The 18,498-nt window shown below is 60.8% G+C and carries 13 protein-coding genes and 2 pseudogenes; 10 read left to right on the forward strand and 5 right to left on the reverse strand.

What is annotated here, in order from left to right; translation table 11 throughout:
• Window positions 1-102: 102 nt before the first annotated feature.
• Both V0R59_RS32105 and V0R59_RS32110 read left to right on the forward strand, forming a co-directional pair.
• Window positions 103-1,209: pseudogene (locus V0R59_RS32105) on the forward strand (Cache 3/Cache 2 fusion domain-containing protein); the annotation flags it as partial.
• A 135-nt stretch (window positions 1,210-1,344) separates the two neighbouring features.
• Window positions 1,345-2,076: a methyl-accepting chemotaxis protein gene (locus V0R59_RS32110; RefSeq protein ID WP_375547419.1), complete on the forward strand. Its 732-nt coding sequence runs from the start codon at window positions 1,345-1,347 to the stop codon at window positions 2,074-2,076.
• A 111-nt stretch (window positions 2,077-2,187) separates the two neighbouring features.
• Here V0R59_RS32110 and hglS read toward each other — a convergent pair whose 3' ends face one another.
• A complete protein-coding gene (hglS, locus tag V0R59_RS29140) occupies window positions 2,188-3,594 on the reverse strand; it encodes a 2-oxoadipate dioxygenase/decarboxylase HglS (protein ID WP_330078002.1) in 1,407 nt (468 codons plus the stop codon).
• A 98-nt stretch (window positions 3,595-3,692) separates the two neighbouring features.
• Window positions 3,693-4,592 (reverse strand): LysR family transcriptional regulator, encoded by a 900-nt coding sequence (locus V0R59_RS29145; RefSeq protein WP_330078003.1) that lies wholly within the window; start codon window positions 4,590-4,592, stop codon window positions 3,693-3,695.
• A gap of 137 nt (window positions 4,593-4,729) precedes the next feature.
• Here V0R59_RS29145 and amaB point away from each other — a divergent pair, with 137 nt between their 5' ends.
• A complete protein-coding gene (gene amaB, locus V0R59_RS29150; protein WP_330078004.1) occupies window positions 4,730-6,220 on the forward strand; it encodes an L-piperidine-6-carboxylate dehydrogenase in 1,491 nt (496 codons plus the stop codon).
• A gap of 117 nt (window positions 6,221-6,337) precedes the next feature.
• Window positions 6,338-7,627, forward strand: a complete 1,290-nt coding sequence (gene amaA / locus V0R59_RS29155; RefSeq protein ID WP_330078005.1) for an L-pipecolate oxidase — start codon at window positions 6,338-6,340, stop codon at window positions 7,625-7,627.
• On the opposite strand, the gene V0R59_RS29160 is transcribed toward amaA, so the two are convergent.
• Window positions 7,624-9,042 carry a mechanosensitive ion channel family protein gene (locus V0R59_RS29160; RefSeq protein WP_330078006.1) on the reverse strand — a complete coding sequence of 473 codons (1,419 nt, stop codon included), beginning with the start codon at window positions 9,040-9,042 and terminating at the stop codon, window positions 7,624-7,626. The genes amaA and V0R59_RS29160 overlap by 4 nt on opposite strands.
• Before the next feature lie 492 nt (window positions 9,043-9,534).
• On the opposite strand from V0R59_RS29160, the gene V0R59_RS29165 reads away from it, so the two are divergent.
• Window positions 9,535-9,852, forward strand: coding sequence for a DUF6124 family protein (locus tag V0R59_RS29165; RefSeq protein ID WP_330078007.1), 318 nt, complete (start codon window positions 9,535-9,537; stop codon window positions 9,850-9,852).
• Between the two features lie 90 nt (window positions 9,853-9,942).
• Here the strand turns inward: V0R59_RS29165 and V0R59_RS29170 are convergent.
• Window positions 9,943-10,650, reverse strand: a pseudogene (locus V0R59_RS29170) (ATP-binding protein); the annotation flags it as partial.
• Window positions 10,651-10,866: 216 nt separating this feature from the next.
• On the opposite strand from V0R59_RS29170, the gene V0R59_RS29175 reads away from it, so the two are divergent.
• The 5 genes from V0R59_RS29175 (at window position 10,867) to V0R59_RS29190 (ending at window position 16,682) form a co-directional block, all read left to right on the forward strand.
• Complete coding sequence (locus tag V0R59_RS29175; RefSeq protein ID WP_330078008.1) at window positions 10,867-11,379, forward strand: TnsA endonuclease N-terminal domain-containing protein; 513 nt, start codon at window positions 10,867-10,869, stop codon at window positions 11,377-11,379.
• Window positions 11,376-13,286 carry a helix-turn-helix domain-containing protein gene (locus tag V0R59_RS29180; RefSeq protein ID WP_330078009.1) on the forward strand — a complete coding sequence of 637 codons (1,911 nt, stop codon included), beginning with the start codon at window positions 11,376-11,378 and terminating at the stop codon, window positions 13,284-13,286. Before V0R59_RS29175 ends, V0R59_RS29180 begins: the two co-directional genes overlap by 4 nt.
• Entirely contained in the window at window positions 13,283-14,176 is an 894-nt protein-coding gene (locus tag V0R59_RS29185; protein WP_330078010.1) for a TniB family NTP-binding protein, read from the forward strand. Before V0R59_RS29180 ends, V0R59_RS29185 begins: the two co-directional genes overlap by 4 nt.
• Window positions 14,128-15,246, forward strand: coding sequence for a TniQ family protein (locus tag V0R59_RS32115; RefSeq protein ID WP_375547418.1), 1,119 nt, complete (start codon window positions 14,128-14,130; stop codon window positions 15,244-15,246). The genes V0R59_RS29185 and V0R59_RS32115 overlap by 49 nt, the downstream gene beginning before the upstream one ends.
• A 518-nt stretch (window positions 15,247-15,764) precedes the next feature.
• Window positions 15,765-16,682, forward strand: a complete 918-nt coding sequence (locus V0R59_RS29190; RefSeq protein ID WP_330078011.1) for a hypothetical protein — start codon at window positions 15,765-15,767, stop codon at window positions 16,680-16,682.
• A gap of 39 nt (window positions 16,683-16,721) precedes the next feature.
• On the opposite strand, the gene V0R59_RS29195 is transcribed toward V0R59_RS29190, so the two are convergent.
• Window positions 16,722-18,389 carry a hypothetical protein gene (locus tag V0R59_RS29195; RefSeq protein WP_330078012.1) on the reverse strand — a complete coding sequence of 556 codons (1,668 nt, stop codon included), beginning with the start codon at window positions 18,387-18,389 and terminating at the stop codon, window positions 16,722-16,724.
• Window positions 18,390-18,498: the final 109 nt, after the last annotated feature.

Here is an 18,498-nt window from a genome sequence, read left to right on the forward strand (position 1 = left end):
GCGCGCCGAAGTATGAGGCGAGGGCCCGGGATGAGGCCCAACGCCCATGCCCATCGTGCACCGCGATCAGGATGATCCCGGCTTTCTTCGCCAGGAGTTTTCATGCCCCAACCCCGCGCCCGGATTGCCTCCCAACTTGGCCTTGCGCTGGCCGCCGTGCTTGCCGTCGTCATCAGCGGCAGTACCCTGTTCGCCTTGCGCTCGCTCGACCACGCCAACCTGGTCACCCGCCAGGAACACCTGACCAGCGAGGCGCGGTTGCTGGCCGACCAGCTCGGTAGTTTCCACGACTCCCTGCGCGAAAGTACCCAGCGCCTGGCCGGGCTGTTCGAAAAGCGCTTCAAGGACCTGAGCGTCCAGGCCGGCACGTCGATTCCGGTGGCCGGCGTGGCCACGCCCGGACTGTTCCTCGATGGCCAGGCGCTGAACAACGATTTCAGCGAGGTCGACGAATTCCGCCAGATGACCGCCGGCGTCGCGACCATTTTCGTACGCAGCGGCGATGACTTCATCCGCATCAGCACCTCGCTGACCAAGCAGGACGGCAGCCGCGCCATCGGCACCCTGCTGGACCGGCAGAGCCCGGCTTATGCGCGGATCATGGCCGGCCAGCCGTATGTCGGCCGCGCGCTGCTGTTCGAGCGCTTCTACATGACCCAGTACACCCCCGTGCGTGACAGCGCCGGCAAGGTGATCGCCATCCTCTTCGTCGGTTTCGACTACACCGACGCGCAGAAGACCCAGTTCGACAACCTCAAGCGTTTCCGCATCGGCCAGACCGGCTCGCTGGCGTTGCTCGACGAGCAGCAGCACTGGCTGGTACCGCCCGCTGGCGCTCGCGGTGGCGAGCAGGAAGTGGCGCAACTGGCGAGCACGCCCGGAGAAGGTCGTTTCTGGGATGACGGCGTGGAGCAGCTCTACAGCGTCGCCGTACCCTTTGCCGGCGGGCCCTGGACCGTGGTGGCGAGCATGCCGGAGGCGGAAATCCGCGCGGTGACCTGGAGCGTTGGCACCCGCCTGGCCGTTGGCAGCCTGCTGGCCATGTTGCTGGCGGTGGGCGCCACGCTGTGGCTGCTGCGGCGCAAGCTGCGGCCGTTGAGCGACCTGGTCCACCAGGCCGAAGCCTTGGGCGCCGGTGATCTCGACGTGCGCCTGAAGGTCACCAGCCAGGACGAAATCGGCCAGCTCGCCGCCAGCTTCAACCACATGGGCGAAGCCCTGGCGAACATGGTCGTGCGTATCCGCGAGGCCTCGCAGCAGGTGGGCAACCGCGCCCATGCCCTGGCCGACCTGTCCTCCGGGGCTTGCGACGGCATGGAGCAGCAGTCCGGCGAGATCACCAGCATGGCCGGCGCGGTGGAAGAATTCAGCGCCACCTCGCTGGGCATCGCCGACAGCATGGGCAACACCGAGCGCATGGCCCGCGACAACGCCCAGCAGACCCGCATCGGCCGGGCTTCGATGGAGCAGGCGTCGGACTCGCTGCAGCAGATCGCCGAGGCCCTGGGCGATACCGCCAAGGTCATCGACATCCTGGGTGCGCGTTCGCAGGATATCGGCGGCATCGTCGGCGTGATCACCGCGATTGCCGAGCAGACCAACCTGCTGGCGCTCAACGCTGCCATCGAGGCGGCGCGGGCGGGTGAGCAAGGGCGTGGTTTCGCGGTGGTCGCCGACGAGGTCCGCCACCTGGCCGCGCGGACCCGCCAGGCCACGGACGAGATTTCCGGGATGATCGACAGCGTGCAGCAGCAGACCGGGCATGCCATCAGCACCATGGAGCAGGGCAACCGCCTGATGCGCGAAGGCCTGGAGCGCAATGCCCGGGTGGCCGAGGCGCTGGCGCGGATCGACGAGCAGAGCCGCAGTGCCGGTGAGCAGTTCGCCGCGATCAATACCGCGACCCAGGAGCAGAGCGCCACGGCGACGGTGCTGAGCAACAACCTGCAGAGCATTGCCCTGGCCAACAGTGATCAGCGCGAGGTGGCCAACAACCTGGCCTCGACGGCGCGGGAGCTGGAAGGGTTGGCGGGGCAGTTGCGGCAGGAAGTGGATCGGTTCCGGGTAAGGCACTGAGAACAGCTCAGGGTCAACGCGGACCCTGTGGGAGCGGGTTTACCCGCGATTACGATGGTGGCATCACCGACGCCATCGCGGGTGAACCCGCTCCCACAAGTTTCCGCAAAATCAATGAGTGATGTGGTGTCCTGTGAAAGCTTCCAGGCCTGGCAGGCCCAGTGCCTCGGCGCAGGCAACGAGCGAGCGCCGCTCGCTCTCGGCATACAGCGCCAGCTCATCCTGCACCCGCTGCCCCAGCGCGTCCTCGAACGCGTCCCGATTGGCATTGCTCCCATACTCCGCCTGCCCGTCGTCTCCCAGGTTGGACTGGAAGATCCCGGCCGCACTGACTGGCAGGAAGTCCTCGTAGACCAGCGCTTCGAAGTGCACATGACCGGCCTGGATCAGCGCATCCAGGCTGGCCGGATGCTCGCTGGCCGCCAGGCCCTTCTCGGTCGGGAAGTAGCGGAAATACGCCAGCCCTTGCTCGCGCATCTGCCCCAGGTCATCCGGGAAGGCGCGGAACGTCTCGGCCAGCAGGCTCATGTAGCGATCCGCATTGCTCTCCGCCGGCACTCCGCCCAGTGCCTCGCGGGCCGCATCGAGCAACTGGTCGTACAGTTGCCGCCCCTTGGGTGTCAGCGCCGCCCCACGCTGTTCGATCTCGCCGAAGCGCGCGGTATGGCTCCCGGCGGCATCACGGAAGTCGATGGATTCCTGCAGCGCCTTGAAGCTGGTCTGGCGCAGGAGGATCGGATGCCGGCGCGTCGGCGGCCCTTCGATCACCGCCTTGGGCGGGATGCCCTGGGCCGGCATGCCGAGCTGGATCGCATCGATATCCAGGGTGCGCGGCGTCAGGTGGTTGATATGCGGTCCCTTGAACGCCACCACGTCGGCAATCAGGCGATGCTGGTCGTGCAGGCGCTGGTACTCCTGCGCCGTCACCGTGGCCTCATGGTGCCAGCGGAAGGTATGCAGGGCCTGGGCGACGAATTCGTTGGCATCCTCATCGTTCAGGCCGCCATCGCGCTCGCTCTGTTCGATCAGCTCAAGGGCGCGAGAGGTAAAGATCTGGCGCTTGTCGAGGATCGACCGCGCCAACTCGCGCAGCGCAGGATCATCGATCAGTTCCAGGCGCAGCAGCGAGGTGAAGACCCGGAACGGGCTGATATGCAGCGACTGCTCGTGCACCGGGCGAAACGCCGTGGAATGCACCGGCACGCCCGCCGGGCTGAGGTCGTAGTAACCCACGGGCTGCATGCCCATCACCGCGAACAGCCGGCCGATGGTCGACAGTTCCGCTGCCGTGCCGACGCGGATCGCACCGTGGCGCTCCTGGTCCAGGCGTTCGACCTCGCCGGTCCAGCGCAACGCCTGGGCGACCTCCGGACGCTGCGTCATCACCTGGCGATTGACCTCGCTCACCAACGCCAGCAGCGTGCCGTAGAGCGGCACTTCCTGCTTGTACATGAGCGACATGGCGGCGGAGAACCGCGCGCGAATCTGGTCCGGGCTGACGAAATCTTGAGCGGGCATCGCAAGCTTCCTGGTGAGTGGTTCGGGCTCGCCTACATGAAAACGAGGAATGCTGATCGACTTCAAGCGAAAAAAAGTCGAGCAATCATTCCTTAAATTCAGGACTTGTTGGCGGCGACCTGCTCGGCGATCCAGTCCACCAGGCAGCGCACCTTGGGCACCTCGGCCGCATGCTCGGAGAAGGCCAGGAAATGCGCGCCGTTGCTGCGCATGCGGTGCGACCAGGGCACCACCAGCTTGCCCTCGGCGAGGTCGGCTTCGGCCAGGTAGCTCGGCACCAGGGCCACGCCGCAGCCGGCCTGGGCCGCGCTCAGGCACATATGGAAGGTATCGAAACGCGGGCCGTGGTAGCTGTTGGGCGAATGCAGGCCCTGTTCGAGAAACCATTCGTGCCAGGCCTCCGGACGCGTGGTGCTCTGCAGCAGGACCAGGCCGGACAGTTCGCTGGCGTCGTTCAGCCCCCCGTTGGGCAACAGCTCCGGCGCGCACACCGGCACCACTTCCTCGCCGAACAGTTCGATGCAGGTCGCTCCCGGCCAGGTGCCCTGGCCATAGAAGAACACCACGTCGGCCTTGGCCTGGAGCAGGGAGAACGGCTCCATCTCGTTGCGAATATCCAGATGGATGTTCGGATGGCGCTTGCCGAAGCCCTTCAGGTGCGGGATCAGCCAGCGCACGCCGAAGCTGGGCTGGGTGGCGACCTTGAGCACTTCGGTCTGCTCGCCGTAGGACATGATGTAGCGGCTGGACATGTCGACCTGGGTAAGGATCTTGTTCACCTCGGCCAGGTACAGCGCGCCGGCCGGGGTCAGTTGCAGGCGGCGGCGGATGCGCAGGAACAGGTGATGGCGCAGCATTTCTTCCAGCTGTGCCACCTGCTTGCTCACCGCGCTCTGGGTCAGGTGCAGTTCCTCGGCGGCACGGGTGAAGCTCAGGTGCCGGGCGGCGGCCTCGAAGCACTGCAGGGCGGCCATCGACGGCACCAGGCGTTTGGACATGGGTAACTCCGGGTCGCAGCTTCATTACCTGGGGGAATGATGTGCGGAATAAAGGTCGTTTGTTGAGGCTTGGTGATCGGATTAATACTGATCCCTGACAATGATTACAACCTCTCACCGCCTTGCAGGAGAACAACATGGTTGATGGATTGCTTGCCCGCCTGGGTGTCCCGGCCAGTGCCTACACCAACGGCAACCATCCCGTTCACACCCCGATCGACGGCAGCGTGATCGCTTCGGTGCATCTGGAGCCGGCCGCTGCGGTCGGAGCGAAGATCGCCAAGGCGCAGCAGGCCTTCGAAGCCTGGCGCAACGTGCCGGCGCCGCGTCGCGGTGAGTTGATCCGCCTGTTCGGCGAAGTGCTGCGTGAGCACAAGGCTGACCTGGGCGAGGTGGTCTCGGTGGAAGCCGGCAAGATCACCCAGGAAGGCCTGGGTGAAGTGCAGGAAATGATCGATATCTGCGACTTCGCCGTCGGCCTGTCGCGCCAGCTCTATGGCCTGACCATCGCTTCCGAGCGTCCTGGCCACCACATGCGTGAAAGCTGGCATCCGCTGGGCGTGGTGGGGGTGATCAGCGCCTTCAACTTCCCGGTCGCGGTGTGGGCGTGGAACACCACACTGGCGCTGGTCTGCGGCAATGCCGTGGTGTGGAAACCATCGGAGAAAACGCCGCTGACGGCCCTGGCCTGCCAGGCGCTGTTCGAGAAGGCCCTGGCCCGCTTCGGTGACGCACCGCAGGACCTGAGCCAGGTGATCATTGGCGATCGCGACGCCGGCCAGGCGCTGGTGGACGATCCGCGCGTGCCCCTGGTCAGCGCCACCGGCAGCACCCGCATGGGCCGCGAAGTCGGGCCGCGGGTGGCCGCGCGCTTCGGCCGCAGCATCCTGGAACTGGGTGGCAACAACGCCATGATCCTCGCCCCCAGCGCCGACTTCGACCTCGCCGTGCGTGCCGTGCTGTTCAGCGCTGTCGGCACCGCCGGGCAACGCTGCACCACCCTGCGCCGGGTGATCGTGCATCGCTCGGTGAAGGACGAAGTGGTGGCGCGGGTCAAATCCGCCTACGGCAAGGTGCGTATCGGCGATCCTCGGGAAGGCAACCTGGTCGGTCCGCTGATCGACAAGGCGTCGTTCCAGGCGATGCAGGACGCCCTGGCCCGGGCGCGGGACGAAGGTGGCCAGGTGTTCGGCGGTGAGCGCCAGTTGGCCGAGCAGTACCCCAATGCCTACTACGTCGCGCCGGCCATCGTGGAGATGCCGGGGCAGACCGAGGTGGTGCGCCACGAGACCTTCGCGCCGATCCTCTATGTGCTGGCCTACGATGATTTCGAGGAAGCGCTGCGCCTGAACAACGAAGTGCCGCAGGGGCTGTCGTCGTGCATCTTCACCACCGACCTGCGCGAGGCCGAGCGCTTCCAGAGTGCGGCGGGCAGTGACTGCGGCATCGCCAACGTCAATATCGGCACCAGTGGCGCTGAAATCGGCGGCGCGTTCGGTGGCGAGAAGGAGACCGGGGGTGGGCGCGAGTCCGGCTCGGATAGCTGGAAGGCCTACATGCGGCGGCAGACCAACACCGTGAACTATTCCCGGGAGTTGCCGCTGGCCCAGGGCATCGTGTTCGACTGATCGGCCTCATCGCGAGCAGGTTCGCCCCTGTCCCTGTGGGAGCGAGCTCGCTCGCGAAGGCCTGCAAAGCAGGCCCAGAACAACAATGCCAACGATTCCTCCTGGGGAGCCCGCCAAATGGTTGAGCTGCGCCAACAATGCTTGTGGGAATACGTCACCCCGCCTACGGCGCCTGCCGTGGCACTGAACAGCGACGCCGTGGCCGACGTCTGCGTGATCGGCGGCGGCATCACCGGTCTCTCTGCCGCCCTGCACCTGCTCGAACAGGGCAAGTCCGTGGTCCTCCTGGAGGCCCGCGACATCGGCCACGGTGGTTCCGGGCGCAATGTCGGCCTGGTCAACGCCGGTACCTGGATCCGTCCCGACGATGTCGAGGCCACCCTCGGCCAGCAACAGGGCAGCCGTCTGAACAAGGTCCTGGGCGAAGCTCCTGCAGAAGTCTTCGCCCTGATCCAGCGCCTCGGCATCGACTGTCAGGCGCGCAACCAAGGCACCCTGCACATGGCGCACAACGCCACCGGCGTCGCCGACCTGCAGGCCCGCCACGAACAATGGACACGCCGCGGCGCCGATGTGGAACTGCTCACCGGCGCCCGCTGCGAGGAATACTGCGGCACCACGCAGATCGCCGCCGCGCTTCTCGACCGCCGTGCCGGCACCATCAATCCCATGGGCTACACCCGTGGCCTGGCCGAGGCGGTCGAGCGCCTGGGCGGGCGCATCCATCCACAGTCCCCGGTGCAGGGGCTGGAACGTTCCGGCAACCAGGGCTGGCGAGTGAAGACCGCGAAAGGCTCGGTCCAGGCCGAGAAAGTGGTCATCTCCACCGGCGCCTACACCGAAGGCGACTGGACCGACCTGCAACGCCACTTCTTCCGGGGCTACTACTACCAGGTCGCCTCGGTGCCGCTGCACGGCGCCGCCGCCGACAACGTGCTCAAGCACGGCCAGGGCTCGTGGGACACCCGCACCGTGCTCAGCAGCATCCGTCGCGACGACCAGGGCCGCCTGCTGCTGGGCAGTCTCGGCCGGGTCGACAACAAGCCGTCCTGGTTCATTCGCAGCTGGGCCGACCGCATCCAGAGCCATTACTTCCCGCAACTGGGCAAGGTCGAATGGGAAATGCACTGGACCGGCTGCATCGACTTCACCCCGGACCACCTGATGCGCCTGTTCGAGCCGGCGCCGGGGATAGTCGCGGTCACCGGCTACAACGGTCGCGGCAACACCACCGGCACGGTGATCGGCAAGGCGTTCGCCCGGTTCCTGATGCAGGACGATCCGGCCGCGCTGCCGATCCCGTTCTCGCCGATGAAACCGGTGGCGGTGCCGGCGCTGCGCACCGGTTTCTACGAGACCGGCTTCTCGCTGTACCACGCCGGGCAATGCCTGCGCGTAGTGCTCTAGGCCTTGCGCTGCAGCCAGTGCAGGAAGCCGCCTTTCTTGATCTCGGCCGGTCGCTGTAGCCGCAGCGACTGGCTGTTTTCCTGGCGGAAACGCTGCAGCTTGCTCAGTGCCGCCTTCACTTCATCCCGCTGTTCCAGACAGCTGCGCACTTCGGCCTTGTCGATGCGATAGAGCAGGCAACTGGTCAGGCTGCGGAACTCGGCGATGGATGCCTCGTTGTCCAGCAGGCCTTCGACACCCAGTACTTCACCCGGGCCCATGCGCCCGGCCTCCAGCAGGTGCTCGCCGTCGCGCACTGACGCCGAGATCACGCCGGTGCCGATCACCAGCACGTGGTCGGAAGCCTCGTCGACACCGAGGATCACCTGGTCTGCCGGGTACTCCACGGCGATCATGCGCTGGCTCAGGCTGTCCTTTTCCTCGCTGCTCAGGGCGCGGAAGATGCGCACGTCTTCCAGCAGGCCGCGCTGGCGGCTCCAGGGGCGCAGGTCGCTTTCCGGGTTCCAGATCACCCCGGCGGCGACCAGGTGGCGGTGGGCGAGGTCGAACATCTGGTTGCGCACGCTAGTCTTCTGGCCCATCTGCGCGACGAAGCCGCTGGCCTCGTACTCCACCGACTCCAGGGTCGAGGTCTTGATCGTCGCCTTCGGGGCTGGAGTGGACAGCAGCGCGCTGCTGCCTTGCAGGGTCTTTTCCAGGGCATCCAGCACCTTGCGCGGTCGCACGCTGGCCGGCACCACCACGCTGATGGAGACGCCGTGCACGTCGTTGGGGCGGCTGAAATTGAGCAGCTTGGCCTTGGCCGCCACCGAGTTGGGAATCACCGCCATGCTGCCGTTGCCGGTGAGCAGGCGGGTGGCGCGCCAGTCGATGTCGATCACCTTGCCTTCGGTGCCGTCGATGCTGATCCAGTCATCGATCTGGTAGGGGCGGGTGGTGTTGAGGACGATGCCGGAGAACACGTCGCTCAGGGTGCTCTGCAAGGCCAGGCCGATGACGATGGCCATGACGCCCGACGTAGCCAGCAGCCCTTTCACCGGCAACTGCATCACGTAGGCCGCCGCCGCCACTATCGCCACCAGGAAGATCACGGCCCCGAGGACGTCCTGGAGCAAACGGCCTGTGTGGCCGCTGCGGGCGATCAGCACCAAGCCGATGACCACCGTCAGCGTGCGGGCGGCGAACAGCCACCAGGTGATTTCCAGGACGGTGGCGACCAGGTTGCGGGCCAGGTCTTCAGGCCAGGGCGGGGGTTGCAGCGGGCTGATGCCGGCGCTCAGCAGGACCCCGGTGAACAGCAGGAAGGCCACGACCCGGGCGGCGGTGCGCCAGTTGCGGCGCTCCACGGGGATGGCGCGCCAGAGAAGCAGGTCGAGCAGCAGGAGGAAGGCGCCGAGCAGAAGAAGGTAGGGCATGGGCTTCTCGGGTGGTGGGCCTTGGGCGGGTGGATGTGCTGTGGCTGATGGCCTCATCGCTGGCAAGCCAGCTCCCACAGGGACTGCATGCACCGTACCTGTGGGAGCTGCGGTTCGGCGTTCCGACTTGCCAGCGATGCGATCTCAAATGTCATTCGAAACAACAGATTTCACAATGGGTTGTGGCCGTTTTCTGTCAGACGCTTCTGAATCATACTGCGCGGCCTGTTGCTCTGTTGCGCCTCTGCGGAGGGGTGCTTAGGCTCCGACGGTCACTGATTCCCGGTGGCCGGGTGTCGCAGCCCAGAGCATAGCCAGAACCTCATTTCAGCTTTCGATCGATATCGTTCGATCTGTCCTGTCATGGCGGTTGTGCGCGGGGCACCTTCGGGTGCGCCGGTTCCTATGCCCGGTCTGCGAACCCGCGTACAGCTGCCACCCATTCGTTTCGCAGCGCTATGGCGGCAGCTCCATCCGCATAGGAGTTGAGCAATGAAAAAGCCAGTCCCCGATCCACCGCCCTTCGATTTTTCCCAGTTCGTCACCGCCGGCAGGGCCTTCGGCCCTCACGATTACCACGGCAACTGCATGTTTACCGTGCGCGAAGGCATCTGCACGGAAGACGCGCTGATGCATGCCTGCCTGTTGCTCGGTTGTATACGGGCCTCCGCCTGCGATGCCGCGCAGCACCTGACCGCCAATGACCATTCCCTGGTGATCGGCCTCGCCCAGCAAGCCGAGTTGGCCAAGGCGTTGCTGGATTCGGTGCTGGAGGGGTTCATTCGTAGTGGTAGCAGCAGAAGAGAATGATCGGCGTATCGGTTTGCTCGATTTGCGCAGAAATATCCGCAGGATCTTCGTTGAAAACAGGCTGGAGAGCAGTAATCCACCGGGGCAGGTTCATTCCTGCCCCGCCGGCCGATACTGCAGCGCCTCTGCCAGATGCTCCCGCCGGATGTTTTCCACCTCCTCCAGATCCGCCAGCGTCCGCGCTACCTTCAACAACCGATGCGCCGCCCGCAGCGACAGGGTCAATCGTTCGCAGGCCGTTTCCAGCCATTTCTCATCGGCTGTGGATAACCCGCAGTGCTTGCGCAAGCCGGGCAGGTCGAGGAAGGCATTGGCGCAGCCCTGGCGTTGTTGTTGGCGTTCGCGGGTCAGTGCGACCTGCCGGGCAACCGTGGCGCTATCGGGGCCGTCGGAAGGCGTCGGTGACAGTGCCGTCGCTTCGCGGGCGACGGTGAGATGCAGGTCGATGCGGTCCAGCAGTGGGCCGGAGAGCTTGTTGCGGTACCGCTGGACCATCTCGCTGCTGCAGCGGCAGCGCCCGGTAGGGTCGCCGAGATATCCACAGGGGCAGGGATTCATCGCCGCTACCAATTGGAAGCGCGCCGGAAAACGCACCCGGTCCCGAGCTCGCGCCACCACGATCTCGCCGGATTCCAGCGGTTCGCGCAGCACTTCCAGCACGCGGCGTTCGAACTCCGGCAGTTCGTCCAGGAACAGGACGCCGTGATGGGCCAGGGTGATTTCGCCGGGCGTCGGACGCGAGCCACTGTGACATTGCGAATTTGGCGCAACGCGTTTTGGCGGAGAGGGCCATTTTTTGCCCTATTCTTCCATCAATAGCTGCAATCAAAAACTCGAAATAAGTGCAACTGGCCTAAAATGGATAGAAATAGCTGCAACCAGCCTCCGTTCTCCCAAGCGAGGGCCATAAAATCTACGACGAAAAGCCTCTCTGGAGTCTTCGCTTTTCGCGGAGCAAGCGTGGCTTTCGAGTCTGCCCTTGAGCGCGACTTCTTACGCAGGATGGACTTCCGTATGGACGTTCTTCACGCCATATCTCAGCCGGTAGCACTGGATTTCGTTGCCCGGAACGGCAAGGCCTACACCTATACTCCCGACTACCTGGTGCGCTTTCATGCCCACACTAGGCGCCGGCCCATGCTTGTCGAGGTGAAGCCTGAGGAAAAGTGGCGCAAACACTGGCGGGAGTGGTTGCCGAAGTGGAAAGCTGCGTGGCGCTACGCCCAGCAGCAGGGGTGGGATTTCCACATTTACGATGAGTCTCGTATCCGCGGCCAGTCACTGAAAAATATTCAGACCCTTGAGCGATACAGATACGCGGATTACGCCCAGGTGGATCTGGACGCCATCGTGAGGACTGTTGCTTTGAAAGGGTTCGCTTCGGTTGATTATCTGACCGCGCTCCACTTTCAAGGTGATGAGGCATTGGGCCAGTCCCATGTGCTCCATTTGATAGCGACTCGACAGCTTGACTGCGACATATCAGGGACGTTGAGTGGCTCCCTTCAAGTGGAGCTGCCCCAATGAGCAAACCTAAAGGTTCGGAACCTCAAGGCCGCAAGATCGACCGCTCATTCGTCAAAATGGAGTTGGGCGAGTTAGTCTGCCACCAGAAGTCGACATATCGCATTACTCAAGTGTTGGATTTCAGTTCCGTTCTGGGCTTGGACATCGAAACGGGGCGCCCAAAGGTGCTCCGGATACAGGAGCTCAAGCCGTTTCTCGGGGGCAAAATCGTCGGACCTTATGCCGACTACGACTTGGAGGATATCGGCACCGAAGAGTGGGCTATCGCGCAGAAGCGATACGCGGTGATCCAACCTCTTCTCCGGTATGAAGGGCAGTCCAAAAGGATCGTGGAAGAGCGGGCTAAGGAGTCTGGCGTTGATCCTGTCACCGTCTACCGATGGTTGCGACGTTACAAGGAACGGGGAGAGCTGACGGGACTCATTCCTTCCAAACGTGGGTGGAGTCCAGGCCGTTCAAGAATTTCTCCAGAAGTGGAGGAGGTCATCAAAACTGTCTTGGAAGAATACTACCTCACCACTCAGCGGCCAGACGTTGCCTCTACCGTTTATGAAGCCCGGAAGGCCTGCCGGGCTCTCAAGCTTCCTCAACCAGCGGTCAGAACCGTTCAAGCCCGTATCAATAGAATTCCTGAACGGGTACGTCTTGTAAGGCGTGGAGACATCGAGCTTGCCAACAACAAGCATGTTGCGAGGGTAGGCAGTCTTGAAACTGAATACCCTCTCCAGATCGTGCAGATTGATCACAGCCCGATTGACCTGATCATCGTTGATGATGTTCACCGCAAACCCATTGGCCGACCATGGCTGACCGTAGCGATCTGTGTCCATACACGAATGATCACCGGCTATTACCTATCAATGCAGGCACCATCAGCGCTTTCGGTCGCGATGTGCGTGGTTCATTCCATTCTTCCAAAAGAGCTATGGCTGGCGCAGCATGGGATTAGCGGCGAGTGGCCTGTCTGGGGAAAAATGACCACGCTGCACAGTGACAATGGTCGCGACTTCAAAACGGAGAGCCTCATTCGGTCGCTTAACAACCATGCGATCCATAAAGAATTTCGGCCCAAAGGCGAGAAGCATTGGGGTGGTCACATCGAGCGATACATTAATAGCAACTCGAGACACAGTAAGAGAGACAAAGGCGCGACATTCAGCAACCCGCTTGAGCGGCGTGAATATGACTCTGACGGAGAGGCTATTTACACGTTTGCTGAATTTGAAGCTCGGTTGATCCGAAACATCCTCAAATACCATGAGCAGTTTCACAACGGATTGGGGATGGCGCCTATTCGCAAATGGAATCTTGCCTTCTTCGGGGATAAGGAACATGCCCCCATTTCACCGCTACCTCCGCGTGTATCAGACCCTTGGTCATTTCAGCTCGACTTCCTCCCATCCTCAGAGCGAGTGATCCATCCATACGGGGTGGAAATGGACGCTATGTACTTCGCTGAAGCTTTACGTCCTTGGGTTGGAGCCACAGATCCCGCTACAGGCAAGCAGCGAAAGTTTCTCTTCCGGCGGGACCCGCGGGATATCAACAGGATTTGGTTCAAGGATCCTGCCTTGAACGAGTATTTCGAGGTGCCCATCCTTCGGGCTTGCTATCAAGGGGTCACCGTAGCGGAGTACGTGAACGCTAAAAAGAAAGCCAGGGCGGCAGGCTTGGGGGCGGTCAACGAGGAGCTTGTCGATAGATTTTCCGATGAGAACAAACAGCAGGAAATCGAGTCTGCGGAGAAGACAAAACAGGCTCGGAGAAGTGCTCAGAGCCGAGCGAACAATCTGAAGCAGTCGACCCCGGCAAGGCCTAACCCGAGTTCTGAGCCTACAGCCCAACTGCCGGCGTCCTCCGAAATGCTCTCGATCGACGAGGTAGACACTTTTGGAGACGTCTGGTGACTGACTATCTGCATATCGCCCCGAAGTTTAGAGACGTGATGTTCAAGAATGACGATGAGCGCATCCTCTTCATGGACTCCCCGCGTTGGATTCACTATCGCGCAGGTGCAGCACTCTTGGACATTCTGGGCGGTCTTCTACGCAAGCCTGAACGACCACGAATGCCCAATCTCTTTGCAGTCGGAGCGTCCAACTCAGGGAAGACCACCATCCTCCGCCGATTCATGGACTCATCTGGACAGAGCTACATTAGCGATGACGCAACGAGTGTGCGCCCAGTGATCTGCGTTGAGATTCACAAGCCAGATGAGAGAGAGCTGTACAACGCGATTCTCAGCGAGTTTTGGGCCCCACACAATCCGACTGCTCCCCTGTCCAAGCTGCGTCATCAGGCAATGCACATGATGCGTGAGGCGCGGGTTCGTATGCTGATTGTTGATGAGGCTCATACGATAAACAATGGGTCGCCCGCCAAGCGTATGGACACGATGAACGAGCTGAAAATGCTGGGAAACGTGATGAGTATTTCTCTTGTGCTAGTGGGAACACGTACGGCCTTGCAGCTTCTGGTGCTTGATGCTCAGTATGCTAGTCGCTTCAAGGTAGTGTCGCTTCCGGCTTGGTCTGCGAACGCCGAGTTTCAACGGTTTCTGAAGAGCTTCGAATCGGTATTACCTTTGAAGAATCCTTCTAAAATCTATTCACCGGAGCTGGCAACTCTCATCCATGCGATATCCGATGGGAACACTGGCAACGTCGAGTACCTTCTACGCGAGTGCGCGAAAGAGGCGATACGCAACGGCAGTGAAGTGATTGACAGAGAGCTGCTTGAGAAGAACCGATGCATGCGCCCCACGAGTACCAATGGACTGCAGGAGCAGATCCTGTAAACGCCCTCTGGCCGCTGACACCAGCACTCCTGGAAGACGAAGTAATCTCTTCATGGCTGGTGAGGTGTGCGTTAGCTCACGATTGCGAGCCAACCACGCTCACCGGTGATGTTTGGCCTGGCGTCAGGGTATGGTGCGCAGACATTGATCGAGAGTTGAGTAGCGGTCAGCTTGCAGCTTTACACACTCGATCAGGGTTGACCGTACGGTCCTTGGAAGCTTCAACGCTTGTGCGCTTTTGGGGGCAAATGACCGGGGCTAAGCATTTTCCCCACGGTATCGCTCCGTGGATACTCTGCTTGGGGGTTCGTAATCGGCGTAGGTGCGGGGGGCTTCAGTATTGTCCTCTGTGCTTCGACACTCTTCAGCCGCACTATCTGCTTCAGGGGCGGTTGGCTTGGCATACCGTGTGTCCCATTCATCACGCGGGCCTGTTGGATCACTGCGAACAATGCAACGCTCCGCTTTGTCCTCATCTCCTTGTACCGCCCGAACTAGATCTTTGCCACTGTCACAGGTGCGGTTTTGAATTGAAGCGTGCGACACCAGGGCCTGTCTTGGAAACTGCTTTGCAGTTCCAGGATGCAACAGACAGTTTGTTTTCAGGTCCACCGCTACTCTATGGACACGCTCACCTACCTCTCGTTGAATGGCTGTCTTTGGCAAAGTGGATGCTTGGGACTCTACGCAACGGTGCCAGAGGGCGAGCGTCCTGTACTGATGCCTTCTTCAAGACACTAGGCGTCAGTTTCGAGAATGCCTCTCCTCTAGGTACAGGCTTGCCTTTCGAGTACCTGGCACCGGGTGAACGAGCGGATTTGTTATCCAATGTGTGGATCATGATCCAGGCAGGCCCGGACCGATTGATCCGAGCGGCCCGAGACGAAGGCGTGAGCCCCTCACTTCTTTTGTCCCGGGGAAGCAAGCTACCCGAGACCCTCGCTGAGTTGACCTCGGTGATTCACAGTCGCTGGCAGCGTCACGCTTCCGAGAGACATACTGATAAGCCTCGTTTGCCCAAGAGCGTACTAATCCAGTGGCATAGATTGCTTAGGAAGTTTCAGCGATGACCTCCACCGGCTTGCCGGCGCCTTGCTGTGATAATTGCCATCGCACCGGCAAAAAAATCCATCGGGTACATCGGGGTCGTAGGTTCTGCAACACTTGCTACTCACGGCTGTTCAAGCGTTCACTGTGTCGAGGGTGCGGAAACTTCGCGCGGATATACACCTTGGACACGCACGGATTGTGCCTTTCTTGCGAAGCGAAGGCTCCCTGTGTGCGTTGTTCTGCTATTGGTAAGCCTGTCGGGCTGATGACCGAATACGGCCCCGCCTGTAACAGCTGCGCGCATTACTTCAAAGCCCCTGAGCCCTGCGAGCGATGTGGAACACTGTCCACCCGCCTCACCAGGGTGTCGAAAAAGAACGACAACGTTCGATACTGTCCGCGGTGCGCACGTGAAGACGCCGGGACGTGTCCAGATTGCAGGCGGCACCGTTTCCTTATTCTTGGGGCGGATGGACGATTGCGATGCAAGCTGTGCACAGAAAACGGAGAGGGACAGTGCTTAAGCTGCAGCCGGCCGATGCCGGCCGGCAGGGGAAAGGAATGCGAAGACTGTACCTGGAAGAAAACCTTCGAACGACGTGTTCTCATTCAAATCGAGGGTTTCGACCGAGCCTCTGTTAGGCAGCATTTTGCTGAGTTTTGCGAATGGCTATGTAACCAGATGGGAGCGCGGAAAGCTGCGCTCAAGTTGAAGCACTATCTGGTTTTCTTCAGCTTTCTGGACACGCATTCTGCTGAGTTACCATCGTACGTTTCGTTACTCAACCACTTCGAGGCTGACGGCCTGCGTAGGATGCAAACGCCGATGCTGTGGTTGAACGAGCGGTATGGTATTCGACCGGATGCGACAATGCGTGACGAACATTCTGATAAGCGCAGAATTGAGGAGATGATCAACTCAATGCCTTCGGGAGCGGCCCAAACGGCGCTATCCGGGTATCGAGCCTACCACATGTCACGGCAGGGCCAAGGAAAGACGACTATCCGCTCGGTCCGCCTCTCCATGAGGGCGGCAAGAGATTTACTAGCAGCAGGCTCTGAGTTACTAGAGGCGCTGCCATCACAGCAAGCGGTGACGGATTATCTAACTCACAAGCCGGGGCAGCGAGCTTCAAGCAGAGGTTTCATCGCCTATTTGAATCGCACTTATGAGTTTGATTTGAACGCGGATGTCAGCAAGCGTGCTCAATCGAAGGCGCGAAGCCAGCGGTTGGAGGCAAATATCCACGCGATGTATGAGAGCAGTGAGCAGGGCGAAGCGTTCGAGCGGAATTGGATAAAAACCGCGCTGATGCTGTTTCATAAGCTGCCGCGGGTGAGTAAGAAGATGATCTCTTACACTCCGTTCACCGTGGAAGGCCAACGCGGCTACAACGTTGTTCTCAACGGTAAAACCTATTGGGTACCGGGGCCTCGGAAGCCCCTCATCGAGTGACTCTGCTCCCAACTCTGAAGCAGCACGGCGTACAGCGGGTCACCGCACCAGCTCAACCCCTCGTTTCAAGAACGCGTTCCGTAGCGTGGAGTTAGCGTAGAAACGTTCCTGTCGGGTGATGTGCAGTACCAGATTGTGAGAGTCTGGCAGCTCCTTCAACGCTCCAAATTTCCCGCTATGAAATCTGATCTTGTCACAGATGTGGGATATCTGCTCTTCTGCTGACCTCACATCTGGAATCTCTATAAGGAGACCGAATGAAGACTCTTCATAGAAGGAATCCTTTCGGCGTTTCTGCTTTCGTTGAGGTTCGAATAGGTAGAAGTTGCGACCACCGATAACTACACGAAGAATCATAATGCCCCTTATCCTTGAGGCGTTGTCGTTGTACTTTAGCCATCTGATAGCTTCCGGTGTCGGCTCATCTTGGTCATTGAACGGGCGAAGTGCTTGCAGTTTGAGAACTGACCCGGACTGGAAGCTGTGATTTGAAAGGTATTCCAGACTACTGAAGCCAGGCTGAACGTCTTTTAGGCGAACCAGCTCATCCCATATTCCCTTCAGGACACCGCCGTCGCCCGCGACACGTTTTGCGCAATTCTTTCGTTTGCCCACATCACTATTACCGACCCTGTCTCCCGTGGACAGAGTGGTTGTCTTGGCAGGGGGAGCTTTGAGGATTTTTTTCTTTGAATACGGCCGCTGCTGAATGGAACGGGTCACAGGGCATTTAGGGCCAAGCCGCGCGAAGCCAGGATCGGGTTTACGCCATTCTGCTGCGTCTTTATGAGGCTCATCTGTGTCAGTGATTTCGAAGGGGTCGTCTGGCTTGGGTATTTCATCACGCTCCCTGTTGACGATCGATACAACCTTCGCCGACGGATCCTGTTCCGTATAGCGCGGACGCCTAATTTCGTAAGGGTGATCCTGTGGCTCGCTCATGCCGGTGAGTTCGTAGCATAGGTACGTTCTTCCACCGTTGATCCAGCGACCTCTGGCCCGGATCTCTGCCGGACCCTGAAACCATGGCCGAACCTTGAGGCTCAAGTGATTTTTCCCTCTGCCGCGAGCGACATCCAACTGTGCATAGATCTCTGATGCAGCATGTTGTGCGTATGGGTCGTACAGCATCGAAGCGAGGAGCAGGGCGTCGTCGTCATGAACCTGCCGAGCGGGATGCACAAGCCAGGTCCGCCGATCTTGCTCAAGGCTTGCGTACAGTCGCTGTTGAACGGTAGAGAAAGGATAAGTAGCGAGTAGCCTGCCAATATCTGGAGTGCTGGCGTAGCCGCGAACTAGAAACTCGAGACAGGGTATGAGCAGATTTTTTCCATGCGGCAGCGGGAAGTTCAGGAAGTGAGTCAGTTCGTCGCCCGTGATCACGGGGCGCAGAGGGTAGTCCTGCTTGAAAAATGGATGCCGCTGATTTCCGGGTAGCCCGAGACACGACCAGGCACCCTCCGTGAAATCTAAAGAAAACACCTTGTCGTTTCCCAGGTCGGTCTCGGCAATACACTCCCCGTTTTGCCAGATCGTGCCGATGCGAAAGCTTGCCAGGCGGCTTATTCCCATCCGCACAGGTTCGTATGTCCAGGGCTTGTCATTGCGATCCAAGTGTTTGCAAATGACATCAACCAGAGGGATGCTTGGGGCGTCAATGTTGGTTGTCACTCGCTCGTAGCTCCACACTACGAAGGTGCCGCGCATATGAGCAACAGCTCTTCTGTCACCGATCTCAGTTAGGGATGCTCTGAATTAGCCGGATATTTTCCGGCTATTGGGAGGTCAGTCCCTCTGAATGCCAGCAGCCCACCGA

The organism is Pseudomonas ulcerans (genome assembly GCF_036324125.1).
GTDB lineage: Bacteria > Pseudomonadota > Gammaproteobacteria > Pseudomonadales > Pseudomonadaceae > Aquipseudomonas > Aquipseudomonas ulcerans.

Bases quoted from the DNA above. Each gene is read 5' to 3' on its own strand.
- V0R59_RS32110 (WP_375547419.1), top strand. From the start codon at position 1,345: ATGGCCGGCGCGGTGGAAGAATTCAGCGCCACCTCGCTGGGCATCGCC.
- hglS (WP_330078002.1), bottom strand. From the start codon at position 3,594: ATGCCCGCTCAAGATTTCGTCAGCCCGGACCAGATTCGCGCGCGGTTC.
- V0R59_RS29145 (WP_330078003.1), bottom strand. From the start codon at position 4,592: ATGTCCAAACGCCTGGTGCCGTCGATGGCCGCCCTGCAGTGCTTCGAG.
- amaB (WP_330078004.1), top strand. From the start codon at position 4,730: ATGGTTGATGGATTGCTTGCCCGCCTGGGTGTCCCGGCCAGTGCCTAC.
- amaA (WP_330078005.1), top strand. From the start codon at position 6,338: ATGGTTGAGCTGCGCCAACAATGCTTGTGGGAATACGTCACCCCGCCT.
- V0R59_RS29160 (WP_330078006.1), bottom strand. From the start codon at position 9,042: ATGCCCTACCTTCTTCTGCTCGGCGCCTTCCTCCTGCTGCTCGACCTG.
- V0R59_RS29165 (WP_330078007.1), top strand. From the start codon at position 9,535: ATGAAAAAGCCAGTCCCCGATCCACCGCCCTTCGATTTTTCCCAGTTC.
- V0R59_RS29175 (WP_330078008.1), top strand. From the start codon at position 10,867: ATGGACGTTCTTCACGCCATATCTCAGCCGGTAGCACTGGATTTCGTT.
- V0R59_RS29180 (WP_330078009.1), top strand. From the start codon at position 11,376: ATGAGCAAACCTAAAGGTTCGGAACCTCAAGGCCGCAAGATCGACCGC.
- V0R59_RS32115 (WP_375547418.1), top strand. From the start codon at position 14,128: ATGCATGCGCCCCACGAGTACCAATGGACTGCAGGAGCAGATCCTGTA.
- V0R59_RS29190 (WP_330078011.1), top strand. From the start codon at position 15,765: ATGCCGGCCGGCAGGGGAAAGGAATGCGAAGACTGTACCTGGAAGAAA.
- V0R59_RS29195 (WP_330078012.1), bottom strand. From the start codon at position 18,389: ATGCGCGGCACCTTCGTAGTGTGGAGCTACGAGCGAGTGACAACCAAC.